Source organism: Nocardia abscessus NBRC 100374 (assembly GCF_000308455.1).
Lineage (GTDB): Bacteria > Actinomycetota > Actinomycetes > Mycobacteriales > Mycobacteriaceae > Nocardia > Nocardia abscessus.
Genome location: NZ_BAFP01000093.1, coordinates 13,512 through 33,514, shown reverse-complemented (window position 1 = coordinate 33,514; position 20,003 = coordinate 13,512). Strand labels below are relative to the sequence as shown.

At 69.1% G+C, this 20,003-nt stretch carries 18 protein-coding genes; 11 read left to right on the top strand and 7 right to left on the bottom strand.

What is annotated here, in order from left to right; genetic code table 11:
- The 6 genes from ON19_RS18675 to ON19_RS18650 all read left to right on the top strand — a co-directional run.
- The coding region (locus tag ON19_RS18675) for a putative type IV secretion/conjugal transfer ATPase (protein ID WP_051169041.1) at positions 1–1,796 on the top strand (1,796 nt) is incomplete at its 5' end.
- Complete coding sequence (locus ON19_RS18670) at positions 1,793–2,101, top strand: transposase (RefSeq protein ID WP_040867646.1); 309 nt, start codon at positions 1,793–1,795, stop codon at positions 2,099–2,101. The genes ON19_RS18675 and ON19_RS18670, both read left to right, overlap by 4 nt.
- A gap of 37 nt (positions 2,102–2,138) precedes the next feature.
- Positions 2,139–3,803, top strand: coding sequence for a peptidoglycan DD-metalloendopeptidase family protein (locus ON19_RS18665; protein WP_043694112.1), 1,665 nt, complete (start codon positions 2,139–2,141; stop codon positions 3,801–3,803).
- Positions 3,800–4,432 (top strand): hypothetical protein, encoded by a 633-nt coding sequence (locus tag ON19_RS18660; RefSeq protein WP_043694109.1) that lies wholly within the window; start codon positions 3,800–3,802, stop codon positions 4,430–4,432. Before ON19_RS18665 ends, ON19_RS18660 begins: the two co-directional genes overlap by 4 nt.
- A gap of 42 nt (positions 4,433–4,474) precedes the next feature.
- The gene (locus ON19_RS18655) at positions 4,475–6,310 is read left to right on the top strand and encodes a type IV secretory system conjugative DNA transfer family protein (protein ID WP_043694106.1); all 1,836 of its coding nucleotides are present in this window, start codon (positions 4,475–4,477) and stop codon (positions 6,308–6,310) included.
- Positions 6,307–6,690, top strand: a complete 384-nt coding sequence (locus ON19_RS18650) for a DUF4913 domain-containing protein (protein WP_227954691.1) — start codon at positions 6,307–6,309, stop codon at positions 6,688–6,690. The genes ON19_RS18655 and ON19_RS18650 overlap by 4 nt, the downstream gene beginning before the upstream one ends.
- An 88-nt stretch (positions 6,691–6,778) precedes the next feature.
- On the opposite strand, the gene ON19_RS18645 is transcribed toward ON19_RS18650, so the two are convergent.
- On the bottom strand, positions 6,779–7,324 hold the full coding sequence (locus tag ON19_RS18645; protein ID WP_043694103.1) for a hypothetical protein: 546 nt from the start codon (positions 7,322–7,324) through the stop codon (positions 6,779–6,781).
- 409 nt (positions 7,325–7,733) lie between these two features.
- Complete coding sequence (locus ON19_RS18640) at positions 7,734–8,612, bottom strand: peptidylprolyl isomerase (RefSeq protein ID WP_043694100.1); 879 nt, start codon at positions 8,610–8,612, stop codon at positions 7,734–7,736.
- Positions 8,613–8,752: 140 nt separating this feature from the next.
- On the opposite strand from ON19_RS18640, the gene hisS reads away from it, so the two are divergent.
- From hisS to ON19_RS18625, 3 genes are all read left to right on the top strand, one after another.
- Entirely contained in the window at positions 8,753–10,024 is a 1,272-nt protein-coding gene (gene hisS / locus ON19_RS18635; protein ID WP_043694097.1) for a histidine--tRNA ligase, read from the top strand.
- Between the two features lie 140 nt (positions 10,025–10,164).
- Positions 10,165–10,812 (top strand): hypothetical protein, encoded by a 648-nt coding sequence (locus tag ON19_RS18630; RefSeq protein ID WP_051169040.1) that lies wholly within the window; start codon positions 10,165–10,167, stop codon positions 10,810–10,812.
- Between the two features lie 106 nt (positions 10,813–10,918).
- The gene (locus ON19_RS18625; RefSeq protein WP_043694094.1) at positions 10,919–11,923 is read left to right on the top strand and encodes a malate dehydrogenase; all 1,005 of its coding nucleotides are present in this window, start codon (positions 10,919–10,921) and stop codon (positions 11,921–11,923) included.
- 33 nt (positions 11,924–11,956) lie between these two features.
- Here ON19_RS18625 and ON19_RS18620 read toward each other — a convergent pair whose 3' ends face one another.
- The 4 genes from ON19_RS18620 to ON19_RS18605 form a co-directional block, all read right to left on the bottom strand.
- Positions 11,957–13,036, bottom strand: a complete 1,080-nt coding sequence (locus ON19_RS18620; RefSeq protein ID WP_043694091.1) for a 2-oxoacid:ferredoxin oxidoreductase subunit beta — start codon at positions 13,034–13,036, stop codon at positions 11,957–11,959.
- Positions 13,033–15,006, bottom strand: a complete 1,974-nt coding sequence (locus ON19_RS18615) for a 2-oxoacid:acceptor oxidoreductase subunit alpha (RefSeq protein ID WP_043694089.1) — start codon at positions 15,004–15,006, stop codon at positions 13,033–13,035. The genes ON19_RS18620 and ON19_RS18615 overlap by 4 nt, the downstream gene beginning before the upstream one ends.
- 110 nt (positions 15,007–15,116) lie before the next feature.
- A complete protein-coding gene (locus ON19_RS18610; RefSeq protein WP_043694086.1) occupies positions 15,117–16,133 on the bottom strand; it encodes an Rv2578c family radical SAM protein in 1,017 nt (338 codons plus the stop codon).
- Positions 16,134–16,164: 31 nt separating this feature from the next.
- Positions 16,165–17,169, bottom strand: a complete 1,005-nt coding sequence (locus tag ON19_RS18605) for an NAD-dependent epimerase/dehydratase family protein (protein ID WP_043694083.1) — start codon at positions 17,167–17,169, stop codon at positions 16,165–16,167.
- Positions 17,170–17,379: 210 nt separating this feature from the next.
- Here ON19_RS18605 and ON19_RS18600 point away from each other — a divergent pair, with 210 nt between their 5' ends.
- Both ON19_RS18600 and ON19_RS18595 read left to right on the top strand, forming a co-directional pair.
- A complete protein-coding gene (locus tag ON19_RS18600; protein WP_043694080.1) occupies positions 17,380–17,709 on the top strand; it encodes a type VII secretion target in 330 nt (109 codons plus the stop codon).
- Complete coding sequence (locus tag ON19_RS18595) at positions 17,706–19,322, top strand: hypothetical protein (RefSeq protein WP_043694078.1); 1,617 nt, start codon at positions 17,706–17,708, stop codon at positions 19,320–19,322. Before ON19_RS18600 ends, ON19_RS18595 begins: the two co-directional genes overlap by 4 nt.
- A gap of 75 nt (positions 19,323–19,397) precedes the next feature.
- Here ON19_RS18595 and ON19_RS18590 read toward each other — a convergent pair whose 3' ends face one another.
- Positions 19,398–19,934, bottom strand: coding sequence for a hypothetical protein (locus tag ON19_RS18590; protein ID WP_043694129.1), 537 nt, complete (start codon positions 19,932–19,934; stop codon positions 19,398–19,400).
- Positions 19,935–20,003 lie beyond the last annotated feature (69 nt).

The following is a 20,003-nucleotide window of genomic DNA, read 5'->3' as shown; positions in this document are numbered from 1 at the left end:
CGCGGCCCGCGAAGGTCGACTACACCGCCGACCGCGCCATGGGCACGCCGTACACGGACAAGGCGGCCCGCCGCGCGAAGGCGAAAGCCGATCGGCGCAAGCAGTCCGGCCCGCCACTGCTCGACGACGCCACCCGCGCCAAACTGGAGATGATCGCCCGCGAGGGCAGCGGCCTGCGGGCGGCGTTCGCGCAGTTCCGGGTCCGCACCGACGACATCCGCCGCCGCAACTACGCGGCCCGCGCGGAGCAGACGATCGAGGACGGATTCGACCGCAGCACAGCGCAACTCACCGACCGCGGCTACGCGGGAGCGGGCGGCGGCCGGATGAACGTGGTCGGCCGCCCGGTCGAGTACCGTGCCACCACCGCCCAGGTCGCCGGTCTGTGGCCGTGGTCGGTCGGTGCGGGCGCGCCGCTGATCGGCACGCCGCTCGGTTCGCATCTGCACACCGGAGCGCCGGTCTGCTTCGATCCGATGAACTGGTTCATGCGCGGCAGTTTCATCACCGCCCCCAGCCTGTTCGTGCTCGGCCTCAACGGTTTCGGCAAGTCCTCGCTGGTCCGCCGGATCGTGCTGGGCGGCATCGCGCAGGGGATCACACCGCTGATCCTGGCCGACGTCAAACCGGACTACCGGAAGATGGTCGAGCTCGTCGGCGGCCAGGTGATCGACCTGGGGTACGGGCACGGCAAGCTCAACCCGCTCGCGGCGGGCGTGCTCGGTGCGGTCGTTCCGCGCCTGGAAGAGTTCCCGGCCCTGCAATTGCAGGTGTTGCAGGACCTGCGGGCCAGGCAGGTGACGCTGATCGCGGGCCTGGTCGAACTGGTGCGCGGCGACCGGGTCCGCGACTACGAGGAGACCTTGATCTCCACCGCTCTGCGTATTCTCTACCGGCCGGGCAGCGGTTACACCCCGGACAAGCCGCCGATCATGGAGAACCTCCTCGAGGTGATCGTCGGCGGCGGTGAGGAATTGATGCTGGACGCGGGTTCCGACAACCCCGCGGAGTACCAGGAAGCGATCAAGGGGCTGCGCCGCTCGCTGCGCGCGCTCACCCAGGGGCCGTTCGGCGCGGTCTTCAACGGCCAGACCACCGTGCCGATCGACACCAGCGCGGTCGCGGTGTGCATGGACGTCTCGCACATCCCGACCGGCGACAAGAAGCTCAAGGCCGCGGTCATGCTGGCCTGCTGGGCCGACGGGTTCGCCTCGGTCGAGGCCGCGCACGTGCTCGCCGACGCGAAGCTCGGCCCGCAGCGCTACTTCCAGGTGGTGATGGACGAGCTGTGGCAGGTGCTCGGCCTCGGTGACTTCATGGTCGACCGCGTCGACGAGCTCACCCGATTGCAGCGCGGCATCGCCACCGCGCTGATCATGATCAGCCACACCATCAAGGACCTGCAATCGCTCGGCTCGGAAGCCGCCATCGCGAAGGCGCTCGGTTTCCTCGAGCGGGCGCGCGCCAAGATCTTCGGCGCGCTCCCGGCCGAGGAGATCAAACGGCTGGACAGCACGGTTCCGTTCACATCGGCCGAGGAGGAGATGGTGACCGGATGGTCCGCGCCGCAAGCGCTGACCGGCGAGGCGCTCAAGCCGGGTCAGCAGCGGCCGTCCCCGCCCGGCACCGGTAAATTCCTGCTGAAGATCGGTGAGGACCGCAGGCCCGGCATCCCGTTCCACATGGAATTCACGCTGTCGGAGAAGGAAAGCGGGATCCACGACACCAACCAGCGGTTCAGCGAGTTCACCGAATCCACCTCGCGCGGGACGGGTTCACCGGGGAGTGCCGCATGATGCCGCACCGGTCCTACCGTCGCGTCTCTCCGGAGGTGCGCCAGGCGGCGGTCGAACAGGTCATCGCGCTGACCGGCAAGTTGCGCAGTGAATCGGAGGCCTGCCGTGTGGTCGCCGAACAGATCGGTGTGCACACGAACTCGGTGCGGAACTGGGTGCGCGCGGCCGAAGGCCCCGGTCTGGAGCGGATGGACGCGACCGCGCTGCGGCGCAAAGTGGCGCTGCTGCAACAGCAATTGGCGGCCGCCGCCGAGATGAACCGCACGTTGGCCGACACCCTCAACGAAGCCCGGCGCCGGACGTGAACCACGGCTGCGCGCGGCACGATGCCGGAGTGCGGCGATGAGCGGCAAATCGGCGTTGTGGACGGCGCTGGGCGCGGTGCTCGGCCTGGTGACCATCGTGCTGGTGATCGTCATGCCCGCCGTGGACGACCCCTGTGAGGGCGGATCCGTCCTCGGCTCGCAGTCGGCGCTTCCGCCGCTGGGTGGGTACCCGCCGGGCGATCGGCGCGCCGCCACGACCGCCACCTCCGGTGCGTCACAGACCAATCCGGCGGCGACCGCCACCCCCTCGCTCGCCGCGGGAGTCGGTCCGTTGCGCCGCACACTGCCGATGGCCACCGGAACCTTCACCGTGTCGGACACTTTCGGGTCGCGCGGCGGCGCCCACCGGGGCGTCGACTTGGCCGCGTCCGACGGTACCCCCATCTTCTCGGTGTCCGACGGCCGCGTGGTCGCCGCCGGTCCGGCTTCGGGATTCGGCAACTGGATCGTCGTCGACTCGGTGGACACCAACGGCCGTTCGTATTCGGCGGTCTACGGCCACATGTGGGACTCGGGCGTGTTCGTCCGGCCGGGCGACACGGTGACCGCGGGGCAGCACATCGGCGCGGTCGGCTCGGCCGGTGAATCCAGCGGGCCGCACCTGCATTTCGAGATCGTCCCGGGCGGCCGGTTCACCGGCGGACGCCAGATCGACCCGTTGCCGTGGCTGGACGGCGCGCCGACCCCGGACGTCGGTGGTGCGCGCGCTTACTCCAGCGATCCGCGTTGCAGCCTGGGCTTCGGCACCGCGGGCGGTGCGCTCGCCGCGGGCAAGGTGCCGCAGGAACTGGAGATCTGGTACCGCCGTGCGGGTTCGATCTGCCCGCAGGTGACGCCGTCGCTGCTGGCCGCGCAGGGCAGGCAGGAGTCCGGTTTCCGCCGCGGCGCGACCTCGCCCGCCGGTGCCCAGGGCTTGGCGCAGTTCCTGCCGACCACCGCCGTGAGCATCAATCCCGACGACGGTCAGCCCTACGTGATCGACGCCGACGGCAACGGTGTGGCCAGTGTGTGGGACGACGGGGACGCGATCATCGGCCAGGCACGGTACATGTGCGCGATCGCGCACAAGATCCAGCGCTGGCAGGCCGAGGGCAGGGTGCAGGGCGACCTCGTCGCGCTGACGCTGGCGGCGTACAACGCGGGCGAAGGCGCCGTGCTGGCCTCCGGCGGCATGCCGAACCAGGTCGCGGCCCACTACGCCGAGACCCAGCCGTACGTGCGCAATATCCTCGCGATGGAGGCGCAATACCGAGCGCCGGGTTCACTCGGGCGGTTCACTCCCGGGCAGGGTTCCAGCGGCGACCAGATCGTCGAAGCGGCGCACGAGTGGCTCGGCACCCCCTATGTCTGGGGCGGTGGCGGGCCCCAGGGCCCGAGCGGCGGGGGACTGGACGGGCCGGGTCTGACCGCGGCGGCGGTGTTCGCGGCGTCCTCCGGCACGGTGACGCTGCCGCGTACGGCCGAACAGCAGTGGGAGGCGGGTGCCGAAGTGCCGATGAGCAGAGCGCAGCCGGGCGATCTGGTGTTCAGCTCGTTCGGTCCGCGTGGACCCGCGCAGGTCGGCGTCTACGCCGGGAACGGCCGGATGATCCAGTCGGTGCCGGGCGCGGATGCCCGGTCCGGAGGCGGTGTTTCGGAAGTCGCGGTACCAGGGGACGCACGGGCGAGGAGGGTGCTGTGAGCGTCGACGGGCCCGAACACGCGGCGGCGGGACTGCCGCGACCACCCCGGGTGCGGCTAGCCTGGATGGACAGAGCAAGTGCACGCGCGAAACTGGTGGTGATTCTGGTGCTGAGCGCCGCGGTGCTGAGTGCGGCCTGTGGCCGCGCGGACCGCGCGGACGCGGGATCCGATGCGGCGCACCCCGCTACGTCCACACCCCGGTTACTGGAGGGCGTGCCCGCCCCGGACCCGGTGACGCCCGACGGCGTGGCGGTCGCGGCGCTGCGGGAGATCTACAGCTGGCAACCCGCCACCGAGGCCCAAGGTGCTTCGCTGGCACGGGCGCGGAAGTTTCTCGGCCCCAGCCTGATTCGTATGCTGGATGCGGCACCGACCGCGGTGGAGACGCCGAAGTCGACGTTGCAATGGTCGGATTGGGCGAGGGAAGGGGCGCGGGTGGAGGCGTTCACTTTCGCGTCCGGTGAGAAGGCCCCCGCCCTGAGCGACCCGAACGTCCAGCAATTCAAGATCGGGATCGAGCAGACCGTCGTCTATCCGAACGGGCGCAAGGAGCCGTTGCCACCCGCGACGGTGATCGCCACCGTGGTGCGCACGCCCGACGGCTGGCGGCTCGACGCGTTCCGCTGACCACCCGCTTTCCGTACCGGACGGCCGACCCAGGAGGCACACATGGCGAAGAAGAAAAAGGTGACGGATCCGGCCGTACCCGGACCCGACGTCAGCCTGCTACTGACCTACGCCGGCTTCGCGATCTTCGGAACCCTGTGGCTCGCGCTGCATCTGGGCAATCTGCTCGCGGGCAGTCCGCAGAAGGTCCCGTTCAACCCGATCGCGATCGCGGCCGATCTGGCGCGGGGCAGGCTGCAGTGGCCGGGCGCGGCGACGGCGATCGTACTGCTGGTGATCCTGAGCGTGGTCGCCTACCTGGTGATCCGCAAGGAATTACAGAAGCGCCGGTCCAAGGGCAGGTTGCCGGTCGACGACAAGGCCGACGTGATGGGCAACGGCGGCGCGATCGCTATGCTCACCGAGGCGGGCGTCCGGGAGAAAGCCGAGCAGCTCGGCGTGAAACTCGGTTACAACGATGTCCCGGGCGTGCCGATCGGCGTCGGTGTGGCCGATGGTGTGATGCTCTACGGCTCGTACGAGGATCTGCACCTGGATATCTGGGGGCCGCGTCAAGGCAAGTCGACCTCCCGGGTGATCCCGGCGATCCTCAGCGCGATCGGTCCGGTGCTGGCCACCTCGAACAAGCGCGACGTAGTGGACGCGACCCGAGACGTCCGCGAGGCCAAAGGAAGTCCCACCTTCGTCTTCGATCCGCAGGGTGTCGCGGGCGAGGAGCCGACCTGGTTCTGGGATCCGCTGTCCTGGGTGGACGCCAAGCGAGAGGGCTGCGAAATGCGGGCGGCGCGGTTGGCGGGCCACTTCGCCGACGGGGACGACGGCCGCGACACCAAGACCGACGCGTTCTTCGATCCCGAAGCCGAGGACCTGCTGGCCGGGTTGTTCCTCGCCGCGGCGGTGGGCGATCGCAACGGCAGCAGGCCGATCGTGCAGGTGTGGGAGTGGGTGACCAACCCGCAGGACACCGAACCCATCGAGCTGCTGCGCGCCGCCCGCCACCACTACACGGCCTCGGGTCTGTCCTCGCAGTACAACACCGACCCGCGGACGCGCAGCGGCATCTTCGGCACCGCCAAGAAGATGATCCGCTGCCTGAAGCTGTCGAACGTGCACCCGTGGATCACCCGCGGCGGCGACCGCAGGGAGTTCGACGAGCTGGAGTTCCTGGAGAACAACGGAACGCTCTACAGCCTGTCGCTGGAGGGCCGCGGGTCGGCCGCGCCTTTGGTGAGCGCGCTCACCGAGGCCGTGGTGGACGTGGCGATGCGGAAGGCCTCGCAGTCGGCCGGTGGCCGCCTGGCGATTCCGATGCTCGCCGTGCTCGACGAGGCCGCCAACGTGGTGCGCTGGAAGGATCTGCCCAAGCAGTACAGCCACTTCGGCTCGCGCGGCATCGTGGTGATGACGGTGCTGCAGTCCTGGGCGCAGGGCGCGCGCTGCTGGGGTGAGAGCGGCATGAACGCGTTGTGGTCGGCGGCGAACATCAAGGTGCTCGGCAGCGGTGTGGACGACACCAAGTTCCTGCAGGAGCGTTCGGACGTGCTCGGCGAGTACGACGCGATTTCGCAGTCTGTCTCCGAATCCAAAGGCGGCAAGAGCTATTCGCGCTCGCTGGGCTCGTCCAAGACCTTCTCGGTCAACGGCCTGGCGACGCTGCCGCGCGGCCGGGCCATCCTGTTCCCGTCCGGTGCGCCGCCGGTGCTCCTGCGCACCGTGCCGTGGTGGGAGGGTGAGTACGCTGCCGACGTGAAGAAGTCCATCTCGCACCACGACCCGCAGCGCAAGACGCAGATCACGGACCTGATCGGCTCGCCGTCGCTGGACAAGTCGACGCCACCGCCGGAGTATGGCCAGGTCGAGGAGGTTCGGCCCCTGTGAACGAACAGCAGCAGAACATGAACTACGCGAACGTGGTGGAATTCGTCGAGAACTATCTCAGCGTGATCTACCGGCGACAGGTCACCGACCTCAGCGACACCGTGTGGTGCCCGGAGTGGTGGCAGCACGCGGAGGCGATCGCCCGGCTGGACGCGTTGTGGCGGGCCTGGGAGCACTATCGCCAGGACGCGGCGACTGGACTGAGCATCTGGTTCCTGGATCATGCCGATCCGCATATGGCGAAACTGTTCGATCCCAAGGGGCCGTTCAAGTATTGCAGCGTGCGCAACGGTCACAAAGACATGCTCCACCCGCTGCCGACGAAAGCGCCGCAGAACGGCATGTTCAGCGATCCTACGATGGGTAACTTCCCTATGTAATGACGCTGTGCCGCGGCGATTCTCATCGACCGGGTTCACATGGACGAGTGCCGGCTGGATGATCCAGCGGGCACTCGGTCGTCTCCGGCTACCGCGTTCGTTCCAGGCCGCGGGATTCCTGTTCCCGTCCTGCCCTGGTGACCGACGGGCTCTCGCCTGGGCGACTGCGTACCGCCTCGACCGGTGGTTGTGCCTGCCCCACTTCGATCAGCATCCGCACTGCGGCAAGCTCCGGCGCCACACCCATTTTCGCGAGGTGGGCCGCGATTGCCATCCGGCGTTCCGGCGAATCGTATTGCATCACCGGTTTGGTGGCGGCGTTGGCGGCCATCCGGGACGCCTCGGCCTGCGCGGAGAAGCGGTCCTTCTCCAGGGACACACCCTTTTCCGCGATCGGCTTCTCGATCAGCCGGGCCAGCTCGGTGTTGCGCGGATCCTTGGCTTTCGCGTCGCGAGCTTCGCGGATCTGCAATTCCTTGGCCTCTTTGATGCGGGCCTCGGTGAGCTTGGCGCGCGCTTCGGCTTCCTTCTGACCACGCTCGCGGGTCCGCAAGGCGACGAGCGTCGCAAGCTGCAACATTGTCCTCATCATGGCCGCGGTTTCCCGGCCGATGTCGTCCAGTTCCTCGGACATGGCTGCTCCCCGATGCTGCAGTGATCACTATGGATGGTTGTGGTGCTTCGTTACGGACGCCGCCACGCGAACTGTAGTCCCGTGCAGCGGGTCCCGCCTGCAAACGTGGACACCCGGAGGGCTCGCGTCGCGCCACTCTCGGTCCGGGATCGCCCGGCCGAAGGGTGACTACGCTGCGGGAACTCCTTGTTTCGAGATTACCCGACAAAGGTCGGCACAATCGAACGAGCGTGCTGCTTTATCAGCATATATCGCACATTTCCGGCGTGTCTCCTGGCGCGCCGGATGATCTTCGGATTGAGGACAGCCTAACTGAAGAAAGGTTTGGTTATCCTCGCTCTGGCCGAACGGGGGCTGGACACGCCTCGCGCCCGCGGCCGTGGTCGGCGGCGGGCGGCGAGGATCGCGCTCAGCGGTCGATGCGCACCGACTGGATCGTGACCGGCTGCTTGGGCTTCCCGTCACCTGGGCCGTTGGAGTCGTCCTGACCCACTGCGGCGATCTTGTCGAGGGTGCCGAGGCTGTTGTCGTCCACCGTGCCGAAGATCGTGTACTGCGGCGGGAGCAGCGAATCGGAGTACACGACGAAGAATTGGCTGCCGTTGGTTCCAGGACCCGCGTTGGCCATGGCGAGCACGCCGCGCTTGTAGGAGATCGGCTCGGTGGACGCTGCCGGATCATCCGGAGCGTACTGATCGGTCGGATATTCGTTGTCGAATTCGTAGCCGGGCCCGCCCATTCCGGAACCGGTGGGGTCGCCGCACTGCAGGACCTTCAGGCCCTCACCCGCGGTCATCCGGTGACAGCTGGTGCCGTCGAAGTAGTTCTGCGCCACCAGGCTGACGAAGCTGTTCACCGTGCACGGCGACTCGGCGTTGTTCAGCGTCAGCCCGATCGGGCCCTGGCTGGTCTCCATGCTGACGCTGACCTTGGCATCGACGCCCGTGGTGGGGATGCCGTCGCCCTTCGGCTTGTTCACCGGCTTGTCCGCGGGCTTGGCGCTGTCGCGGTAGGCGCAGTCGACCGTCGCGGCCTTCGCCTTCGCGGAGGGCGGCGCGGCCGCGGTGGGCGTGTTGGACAGCGAGGAGTCGGCTGCCTCGGAGCTGCCGCTGTCGTCGCCGCGGGTCAAGAAGTACACCCCGGTCACGGCGGCGACCACGACGACGACACCGAGTACCGATCCGGCGATCGTGAGTTGCTTGCGCCTGCGCGCCCGCTCGGCCCGGTTGGCGAGCTGACGTTCCAGCTTGCGTTTCGCCGCTGCTCGTCGCTGTTCGTTGCTCGGCACTACCACGTTCCTCCCGTATCCGGTTACATCGGGATAAGAGTGTGCCATTTCTTCCTGAGACTGCTCGGCAACCTTCCTGAGAGGCGCTTGCGCGGAACCGGTTGGACTTGCGGGGGCGTGGTGGTGGAAACTGGAGCATCGTGACCAAGACCAGCAGCTTTTCCGCCCCGAAGGGGGTACCGGACTACGTGCCACCCGGCTCGGCCGAGTTCGTCGCGGTGCGCGACGGCCTGCTGCGCGCCGCCCGACTGGCCGGGTACGGGCATATCGAGCTGCCGGTCTTCGAGGACACCGGCCTGTTCGCCCGTGGTGTCGGCGAGTCCACCGACGTGGTCACCAAGGAGATGTACACCTTCCCCGACCGCGGCGACCGCAGCGTCACCTTGCGTCCGGAAGGGACCGCGGGCGTGATGCGCGCGGTCATCGAGCACGGCCTCGACCGCGGCCAGCTGCCGGTGAAGTTGTGCTACGCGGGCCCCTTCTTCCGCTACGAGCGGCCGCAAGCCGGCCGGTACCGGCAATTGCAGCAGGTGGGCATCGAGGCGATCGGCGTCGATGACCCGGCGCTGGACGCCGAGGTGATCGCCATCGCCGACGCCGGGTTCCGTGGCCTAGGACTCGACGGGTTCCGGCTCGAGATCACCTCGCTGGGCGACGAGACGTGCCGTCCGCAGTACCGCGAACTGCTGCAGGATTTCCTGTTGGGCCTGCCGCTGGACGAAGAGACCGAGCGGCGCGCCCAGCTCAACCCGCTGCGCGTGCTGGACGATAAGCGCCCCGAGGTACGCGCGATGACCGCGGACGCGCCGCTGATGATCGATCACCTGTCGGAGTCGGCCAAGGCGCACTTCGAGCAGGTGCTCGGCCACCTGGAAGCCCTCGGTGTGCCGTACGTGGTGAACCCCCGCATGGTGCGTGGGCTGGACTACTACACCAAGACCACGTTCGAGTTCGTGCACGACGGTCTCGGCGCGCAGTCCGGCATCGGTGGCGGCGGCCGCTACGACGGGCTCATGGCCGAGCTCGGGGGGCAGCCGCTGTCGGGTATCGGGTTCGGCCTCGGCGTCGACCGCACCATCCTGGCGCTGGCGGCCGAAGGCAAGTCGGCGGGCGATCAGGCGCGCTGCGAGGTCTTCGGCGTGCCGCTGGGCGATGCCGCCAAACAGCGGCTGGTGGTGCTGGCCGCACAGCTGCGGGCGGCGGGCGTCCGAGTCGATCTGGCCTACGGCGGGCGCGGTGTGAAGGGCGCGATGAAAGCGGCCGATCGCTCCGGGGCGAAGTTCACCCTCGTGCTCGGCGATCGGGATCTCGCCGAGAACACCGTGGGGCTCAAGGACATGGCGACCGGCGACCAGCGGCAGATTCCGCTGCCCGAGGCGGTCGGCGTGATCCGGGAGTCGCTGGCCGGATAGCGGGTGCGCGGCGCTGTCGGGTTTCCCGGCACGAGCGCCGCACGCACGGTACTGTGCGTCGAACCCGTCGCTGACCGGGCGGTGGGCGCGGTGGCGTGACCGGCGCACGACCGGCGCCGGAGTCGCGAGAGGGCGGAGCAGTGTCCACGAATTCTGATGACCAGCGGGCGGTCGCACCGGTGGGGCTCGACCTGGTCGCGCCCGAGCTGTACGCGCCGATGCTGCGCCGTCTCGCGCTGGCCGCGTCGGGCATCGGGCTCGGCGCGGCGCTGCTGGCCGCGACCGTGGTGAGCTGGCCGATCGCCGTGGCCATCGGCGTCGTCGTCGGTGCGCCCACCGTGCTGTACGCCGTCGCGCTGCGCCGGCGGCGAATGTGGGTGACCGGAACGAGGATCCACGCCCGCAGGCTGTTCGGTGAACGCCAGGTGGAGATGTCGGCGGCGACCGGCGTCGAGGTCCTGGTATTCCCGGCCAGGTTGAGCCGCATCGCTTTGCGGGTCACCGCGGGAGAGGTCTCCCAGGTCGTTCCGCTGGCCATGTACACCGACGCGGGCAGCGGCCGGGAACTGCACCTGCTCGGCCTGCGCAGGCTCGCCGACGCGCTGTCGGCGAGCCAATTGGCCGCGGCCGTAGCGGTTTCCGAGATGCTGGTGCACCAGTTGCGAGCCGAGGCGCGCGACGCCGGGCTGGAGGAACGGCCCCTGTATCGCGCCGTGCGGCTGGCGCGGGCCAAGGACACGGTGTCACCGATCGTGCTGACCGACACCGAGGTCGCCACGCTCGGCTGACCGTCCGCTCCCGGAGGCGCTGTCGCGTAGCTCACCGTGCGCCTTCGGAAGCGGTGAGAGTGGCTAGGGTTGGCAGCAGAAGTCCGCCGACCGCAAGGAGTTCGTCGTGAGCACCGCCGCTGGGACCGTGACCGTTACCGTGACCGGAGCCGCGGGGCAGATCGCGTACGGCATGCTGTTCCGGATCGCCTCCGGCGCGATGCTGGGCCCGGACACGCCCGTGCGGCTGCGGCTGCTCGAGGTCCCCGCAGCGGTGGCGTCGCTGGAGGGCGTCGCGATGGAACTGGACGACGGCGCGTTCGAGCTGCTGGAGTCCGTCGACATCAGCGACGACCCGTGGATCGGCTTCGCCGGCGCCGACGTCGCCCTGCTGGTCGGCGCCCGGCCGCGCACGGCTGGCATGGAGCGCTCGGATCTGCTGGCCGCCAACGGCGCGATCTTCACCGAGCAGGGCGCCGCGATCAACGCCAGCGCCGCGGACGACGTGCGGGTGCTCGTGATCGGCAACCCGGCCAACACCAACGCTTTCATCGCCATGAGCAACGCCCCCGACGTGCCCGCCGAGCGTTTCACCGCCATGACCCGGCTGGACCACAATCGCGCCATCGCGCAACTGGCCAAGAAGACCGGTGCGCCCGCCGCGGACATCGCGCGTGTCGCGATCTGGGGTAACCACTCCGCGACGCAGTACCCGGACATCGCGCACGCCACCATCGCCGGACGTCCCGCCCTCGATCTCATCGGTGATCGCGCCTGGGTGACCGACGAGTTCGTGCCCACCGTGCAGCAGCGCGGCACCGCCATCATTCAGGCCCGCGGCGCCTCCTCGGCCGCCAGTGCGGCCAGCGCCGCGATCGATCACATCCACGACTGGGTACGTGGCACCCGGGACGGCGACTGGGTCTCCATGGCGGTGCCCTCGGACGGCTCCTACGGCGTGCCCGAAGGGCTGATCAGCTCGTTCCCGGTCACCTGCGCGAACGGCGAGTACCGGATCGTGCCCGATCTGGTCGTCGACGATCTCGCCCGGCCTCGGATCGACGCCTCGGTCGCCGAGCTGGAGCAGGAACGCGACGCCGTCATCGACCTCGGCTTCGCCAAGCGCGCCTGACCTGCCGCGGGACGTCCGGCGACCAGCGGCTGACTACCCGACCGTCCAGGTCTCGCGTCCGGTGAGCAGGGACTGGAGCGAGTCCGGACCGACGGGTTTCTTTTCGCGAGCCGTCTCGGTCTGGTAGCGCACCCCGTCGTCGTAGGTCGGTCGTGAGACGTGGCGGAAGACACCGGTGACGACGTGGTCGAGTCCTTGATCGGACAGCCGCGACAGCGCGTAAGCGTATTCCGGGTCGTCGGCGTAGGCGTCGTGCACCACGATGTCGGACTCCGCGACACCGTCGGCGCGAGCCACCGCGAGCCCGAAACCGCGGCGAACGACTGCGAATTCGCCCTCGGCGCCGAAACGGATCGGCTCGGCGTGCCGCAGCGGGATGAGATGGTCGGCGGCGTTCTCCCGGCGCAGCGCGTCGAACGAGCCGTCGTTGAAGATCGGGCAGTCCTGCAGGATCTCCACGAACGACGTGCCGCGATGCTCCGCGGCGGCGCGTAGCACCTCGGTGAGCCCGGCGCGATCGGAATCCAGCGCGCGGGCGGCGAAGGTCGCTTCCGCGCCCAGCGCCACCGACAGGGTGTTGAACGGGTGATCCACCGAGCCCATCGGGGTCGACTTGGTGACCTTGCCCTGCTCCGACGTCGGCGAGTACTGCCCCTTGGTCAAGCCGTAGATCCGGTTGTTGAACAGCAGGATCGTCATGTTCACGTTGCGGCGCAACGCGTGGATGAGATGGTTGCCGCCGATGGACAGCGCGTCGCCGTCACCGGTCACCACCCAGACCGACAGGTCGGGCCTGCTGACCGCCAAACCGGTCGCGATCGCGGGCGCGCGACCGTGGATGGAGTGGATGCCGTAGGCCTCCAAGTAGTACGGGAAGCGGCTGGAGCAGCCGATCCCGGACACGAACATCAGATTCTCCCTGCGCAACCCCAGTTCGGCGAGGAAGCCCCGCACCGTCGCCAGGATCACGTAGTCGCCGCAGCCCGGGCACCAGCGCACCTCCTGATCGGAGGTGTAGTCCTTCACCTTCTGCGGTCCGTCGGCGGTCGGCACCCCGGACACTCCGGTCAATCCCAGATCGGTACCGACCAGTGAGGTCTCCACGATGGTCATGCGTCACCCCCAGCTGTGCGATCAGCGGCTGCCTCGCCTGCGCTCGGCCCGGCGCAGGGTCTGTAGGTGGCCCGCGCCCGCGCGGCGAAGACCTTGTTCTGTTCCATCTCCTCGATCGACCCGTCCAGCGCAGCGTCGATGACCCCGACCAGTTCCTGGGCGGAGAACGCCGTACCCGCGATCTTCGTCCACGGCCGCACGTCGACCAGGTACTTCGCCCGCAACAGCGTGGCCAGCTGGCCGCCGTTCATCTCCGGCGCGACCACGACGCGATAGCGGCGCAGCACGTCACCGAGGTTGGCGGGCAACGGATTCAGATGTCGTAGATGTGCCTGCGCGACCGCGACACCGCGCCGACGCGCGCGCCTGCACGCCTCGCCGATCGGGCCGTAGGAACTGCCCCAGCCGATCAACAGCAGCTCGGCGGTGCCGTCCGGATCGTCGACCGTGAGGTCGGGCACGTCGATGCCGTCGATCTTGGCCTGACGCAGGCGAACCATGAGCTCGTGATTGGCCGGATCGTAGGAGATGTTGCCGCTGCCGTCGGCCTTCTCCAGCCCGCCGATCCGGTGGGCGCGGCCTTTCGTGCCCGGGACGGCGAGCGGGCGCGCGAGCGTGTCGGGATCGCGCGCGTACGGCTGGAACGGGTCGTTGTCGTCGCCTTCCGGTTCGAACGCCGGGTCGATCGGTTCCAGCTCGGTCACCCGCGGAATGGACCACGGCTCGGAGCCGTTCGCGATCGCGCCGTCGGACAGCAGCAGCACCGGCGTGCGGTAGGTGAGTGCGATCCGCGCCGCCTCCACGGCGGTGGCGAAGCAATCGGCGGGGGAGCGTGGCGCGAGTACCGCCACCGGCGATTCGCCGTTGCGGCCGTAGAGCGCCTGCAACAGGTCGGCCTGCTCGGTCTTGGTCGGCAGGCCGGTCGACGGCCCGCCGCGCTGCACATCGATCACGATCAGCGGCAGTTCCGTCATCACCGCGAGGCCGATGGTTTCGCTCTTGAGCGCGAGTCCGGGACCGGAGGTACTGGTGACGCCGAGCGCGCCGCCGAGCGAAGCGCCGAGTGCCGCACCGATTCCCGCGATCTCGTCCTCGGCCTGGAAGGTGGTGACGTCGAAGTTCTTGTGCTTGCTCAGTTCGTGCAGGATGTCCGAGGCGGGCGTGATGGGGTAGGTGCCCAGGAAGACCGGCAGCCCCGCGAGCTGACCGGCGGTGATCAGGCCGTAGGCGAGCGCGGTGTTCCCGGTGATCTGGCGGTAGGTGCCCGGCGGCAGCTTGGCGGGGGCGATCTCGTAGGTGGTGGCGAAGCTCTCGGTGGTCTCGCCGTAGTTCCAGCCCGCCCGGAACGCCAGCACGTTGGCCTCGGCGATGTCCGGCTTGGTCGCGAACTTCTCCCGCATGAACTGCTCGGTGCCGCCGATCGGACGGCCGTACATCCAGGACAGCAGGCCGAGGGCGAACATGTTCTTCGCGCGCTGGGCGTCCTTCTTGCCGACGCCGGTCGATTCGGTGGCGCCGAGGGTGAGCGAGGTCATCGGTACGCGGTGCACCACGAAGTCCGACAGGGTGTCGTCGGCCAGCGGATCGGCCGGGTAGCCGACCTTGGCCACGGCCCGCTTGGTGAACTCGTCGGTGTTGACGATGACGGTGGCGCCGCGCGGGAGATCCTCCAGGTTCGCTTTGAGGGCGGCGGGGTTCATCGCGACCAGCACGTCGGGCTGGTCGCCCGCGGTGAGGATGTCGTAGTCGGCGATTTGGATCTGGAACGACGAGACGCCCGGCAGGGTGCCCTGCGGCGCTCTGATCTCGGCGGGGAAGTTGGGCTGGGTGGCCAGGTCGTTACCGAAGGCGGCGGCCTCGTGGGTGAAGCGATCGCCCGTCAGCTGCATTCCGTCGCCGGAATCCCCGGCGAACCGAATGACGACCTTTTCCAATTTCGCTGTGCCGACATCTTTTTGGTGTGAAACCATATGCCTGCTTCACTTCCTCGTCGCTGAGAGGTGCCATCGCCAAACTACTCCGTCGAGTGCGGTGCGCGCCGCCGAAGCGCGGGGACCGGCGAGATTCGGCGATGCTGGCGTCAGGCGAACAATGCCAGTTGCGAGCCGGTCGTGTGCGCGGTTGAGCGTCGTGTCTCGGGTTCGGCTCGCGTACGCGCCGTCAGGCCGTGCTCCGCCAGCAGCGGAGCCACCCGCGCGCGCAGCCAGGCGGAGTACTCCGGCGTGACGTAGGCCCCGCGGCGGTACAGCTGGCGGTACCGGCGCAGCAACGCCGGATGGTGCTCGGCCAGCCAGGACAGGAACCAGCCCCGCGTGCTGCCGCGCAGGTGCATCGGGAACGCGACGGCCGAATCCGCCCCGGCATCGGCGATCGCGCCGAAGATCGCGTCCAGGTGCGCCCGGCCGTCGGTGAGGCAGGGGATGACCGGGGCGACCAGGACGTCGACCGCGAAACCCGCGTCGGCGAGTGCGCGCACCAGGTCCAGCCGGGCACGGGGCGACGGTGTGCCGGGCTCGAGGCTCCGGTGCAGATCCTGGTCGAGGATCGCGATGGACACCGCGGGGCTCACCCGCACCTCGCGGGAGGCCGCGGTGAGCAACGGCAGGTCCCGGCGCAGCAGGGTGCCCTTGGTGAGGATGGAGAAGGGGGTGCCGGATTCGGTCAGTGCGCGAATGATGCCCGGCATCAACCGGTATCGCCCCTCGGCGCGCTGGTAGGGATCGGTGTTGGTGCCCAGCGCCACCGGTTCTCGGCGCCAGGAGCGCCTGCCGAGTTCCTTGCGCAGCACCGCGGCGACATTCGTCTTCACCACGATCTGCGAATCGAAGTCCCGGCCGGCGTCCAGGTCGAGATATTCGTGCGTGCCGCGCGCGAAACAGTAGCGGCACGCGTGCGAACAACCTCGCATCGGATTGACCGTCCATTGGAACGGCACGTTCGCGCCCTCGGGCACCCGGTTCAGCGCGCTTTTGCAGAGCACTTCGTGAAATGTGATGCCCTCGAACTCCGGCGTCTGCACGGTGCGCACCAGACCGGCCCGGGACAGCCCGGGCAAGGCGCCGTCCTCGGCGTCCAAGGTCTGGCTCTGCCAACGCACCCCCTCAGTCGAACATGTGTTCTAGGAGCTGTCAAGCGATCTGCCTGGTGCCGGGCGGGGTGAGCCGGGCCGGGTCGGCGAAGAAGGCGACCAGGTCGCGAACCGTGTCGTCGAGCGGGCGCGGCTGGTAGCCGAGCTCGCGTTCGGCCTTCCCGTGGTCGACGACGGGCGCGGAGATGAGGGCGCCCAGCGCGGCCTTGGAGACGATGTCGGAGTTGAACAGCTTGCCGATCGGGGCCAGCACCGGGATGACGCCGGACACGAGTTTGGGCGAGATGGCGAACTTCGGGCCCCGCTTGCCGCCATGGGTCGCGGCGACGCGGCACAGTTCGAGCATCGAGATCATCGAGCCGCCGAGCAGGTAGTTCTCGCCGGTGCGGCCGAGTTCCGCGGCCAGTACCAGGCCCTCGGCCACGTCGCGCACGTCCACCAGGTCGAATCCGCCGCCGATCATGGCGGGCACGCGTCCCAGCGCCGCGTCTTTGAGGGTCCGGTTGATGCGCGAGAGCGGCTTGCCGTAGTCCAGCGGGCCGAAGACGCCGGTGGGGTTGCACAGCACGGCGTCGAGGCCCTGGTCGATCACTTTGCGCAGCGCCACCTCGCCCGCCCATTTGGACCGGTCGTAGACCGGCAGCGCGGGGTCGGTCGAGCGGGGCGCGCTCTCGTCGATCCGGCCGCCGCAGCTGTACTGGTCGAACGCGTGGATCGAGCTGGCGTGCACCATCCGGCGCGCGCCGACGGCCAGCGCCGCCTCGGCGACCACGCGCACGCCCTCGGTGTTCACCCGCCAGGCCAGGTCGTTCTTCTCCGCCAGGGTGATCACCGCGACCAGGTGGTAGACCACCTCGGCGCCGTCCAGCGCGGCACGCATCGAGGCCGGGTCGAGCACATCGCCGCGCACCCAGGTGACGCCGGGCGCCGCCGGCTCGTCGGGAATCGCCCGATCGATGGCGGCGACCTGGTGGCCGCGCTCGGTGAGGATGCGGAGCAGATTCGTGCCAAGGTAGCCGGCTGCGCCGGTCACTGCGACCTTCATGGGACAGAGAATATAGAACTTGTTCTAATTTGCAACACGTTCCAATTTTGTCCGGTAAGCCCGGTCGCGCGGCGCGTTCGGGCTCGTGACATGCCGGTCCGGTCCGCTATATTGGGCGCAACCGTAGCGGCCCTTGCCGATTCGGCAGGGAGCCGGCGGATCACGACAAGTTCATGACGCAGATCTGTACGACGATGTGGGGGCAACTCGATGAGTGATCTCTCGGTAGAGACCGAAGCGGTCCGGGCGTTCGCCGCCACGAACGCCGGAATCGCCGGTGATCTCGCGGGGGCGGGCAATTTCGACGCGGTGCGCAACGTTTCCGCGCTGGTCCCGGTGTTCGGCTTGATCGGGGCGGACTACCTGGCGATGTTCGCCGCGGCGCAGGTATTGCAGGCCAAGGACATCAACGATCTGTCGGCCAAGTACAACAAGCTCTCGGAGTCGGCGTTCAGCGCCGCCGCGGCCTACGATGCCGTCGACTGGTCCAACGCGGGCGCGCTCGGGTCGATCGCGGGCCAGATCGGGGACGCGGTATGAGACCGCTGGACAGCGGCGTCATCGCGCCGCAGGACGAAGCCGTCGCGCACGCGGCCGAACAGAACGTCGCCGTCGGCCAGCAGACCGTGCTGGAGGCACTGCAGCAGGCACCGGCCCAGGCGGTGCTCGACGTGCCGCTGCCGCAACTGCCCGAAGACCTGCCGCCCATCGAGCCGCCCGCATTCGTGCTGTCACGCAAGATCTCCGAGGATCAGCAGTCGGCCGCCGCTGTGCCCGCCGGTCTGCCCGGATTGAGCGGCGCGCCGGGCGCGGAGGACACGGCGGGGATGCCGCATGAGGTGTCCACGCTGCTCGGCGATATGAACACCGCGGTGGAGCACGTCGCCGTGCCGGTGGCCGAGTCCGCACTCGGGCAGGCACAGGGCGTGCTCGACGGCGCGCTCGCCGCCGCGCCGAGCGCGATCAGCACCGCGGTGAACCAGGCTTCGGCCGCGGCCGCGTCGTTGCCCGCGCTGCCCGCCGACCCGGTCGCCGCACTGATGCAGGGCGTCGCGGTTCCCGCGCTGCCCGGCGTGGACCTGCTGATGAAGCCGATCTTGGATTTGCTCAGCAGCTTCGGCACCGGCGTCATCGGCGCGTTCGACCCGACCGCGATCCTCAGCCAGTCCTCCAAGGTCATCGAGATGGCGATGCAGGTGGGCAAGGGCAGCATCAGCACGGTCGACCAGTTGTGGCAGAGCCAGGCCGCCCGCAATGCCCAGGCCGCGAGTCAGCAGGCGAACGTGGAGGGGCAGGAGACCAGCAAGCGCGGCATCGACATCTCCGAAATCACCCAGCGCGCCGCCGCGGTCGTGCAGCAGGGCAATGCCCAGTTGCTCGGGATCGCGTCGTCGTTCGCCACCCAGGCCACCGCGTTCGCGCCGGTGATCCTCACCCCGCCCGCGCAGGCGGCGCTGATCGCCTCGGCCACCGAGCACCTCGGCAACGCCGTCGGCGTGGTCAACGCCACCCGCGGGGACCTGGCGGGCAAGACCGGCGAACTCAGCGGCATGGTGCAGCAGCTGGTCGCGCCGGGCGGCGGGCCCGCGCCCCAGGAGGTCGCGCAGGCGCTGGCGCAGAACGTCGGCCAGCCGATCCTGGAGCAGGCGCAGTCGACCGCGTCCGACACCGCGACGAAGGCGGCGGGCCTGGACTCCTACACGCCAGGGACGTCGAGCCCGACGACCACGCCGTCGTCGGTGCACAACACGCACAGTCCCAGTTCCAGCCCTGGCGTGTCGAGTGGACTGCTCGGCAGCAACCCCAGCCGGTCCGGAAGCCCGAGCACGTCCTCGGTGCCCAAGGCCAGCGGCCTGCCCGGCACCACGGTTCCACCGATCCGCTCGGTCGCCGGTGTCCCCGGTGTTTCGTTCGGTACCGGCACACCCGGTAGCACCACACCCGCCGGATCGAGCAGCTTCATGGGTGGCCCGGCGGGCGCTGCGGGGCAGCGCGGCAACGAGGAGGAGCACTCGCGCACGGTGCAGCCGTACCAGAGCCCCACCGGCAACGACGATCTCACCGGTCCGCTCGGCGAATCCACGCCGGATGTCATCGGCGCTACGCACTCGGACGAGATCATCAGTTCGGACTACGAGCAGGACCAGTTCTGACCCGGTCCCCGGGTGCCCCGCGCGGCACCCGGCCCGAACGGATCGTGGCCGTTCGGGCCGAGTGACGAGCGAATATCAGTTGTCCTGGACGAACGCGTCGAGCAATTTCTTGTAGAGGTCGGCGAAACGCTTGCGTGCGGCCTGCTGCTCGCCGCCGAGCCCCTCGGTGGTTTCCGGTGAGTACACCACCAGATGCACATCCTGAGCCGGTGACTGCGGCATGTAGTCGATGATCCGGCTGCTCTGATCAATGGGCTTCGGCACGCCGAGGTCCGCCGCGGCCAGTGCGTTGGTCTCGGCCAGCGCGGCGCTGAGCACGTCGGGCGGAATGTGACCGTCGATCCGCTTCGGCGCGGTCTCGGGACGGCGATCGGCGGCCACGGCATCGGGGCTGCTGACCGCACGGCCGTCGGTGAAGATCTCCAGCTGTGGGCGGAGATCGGTCCGGGCCTGCCAACCATCCGGAATGGTGGTCAGCGTGAACAGTGCCAGCGGTGCGGCGATCGGCGGTAGCGCACTGGGGCGATCCAGGGCCGGGTCGGCCGTGGCGGCGCCCGAGCCCGCCGCGACGATCAGCAGCACAACCAGCAGAACAGCTTTCGTTACTCGCATCGATCCCATCTTCCGGTGCTGTCCGTGTTCGCCTGCGGCGCAGGCGGACTGCCGTAGATCATGACAGCG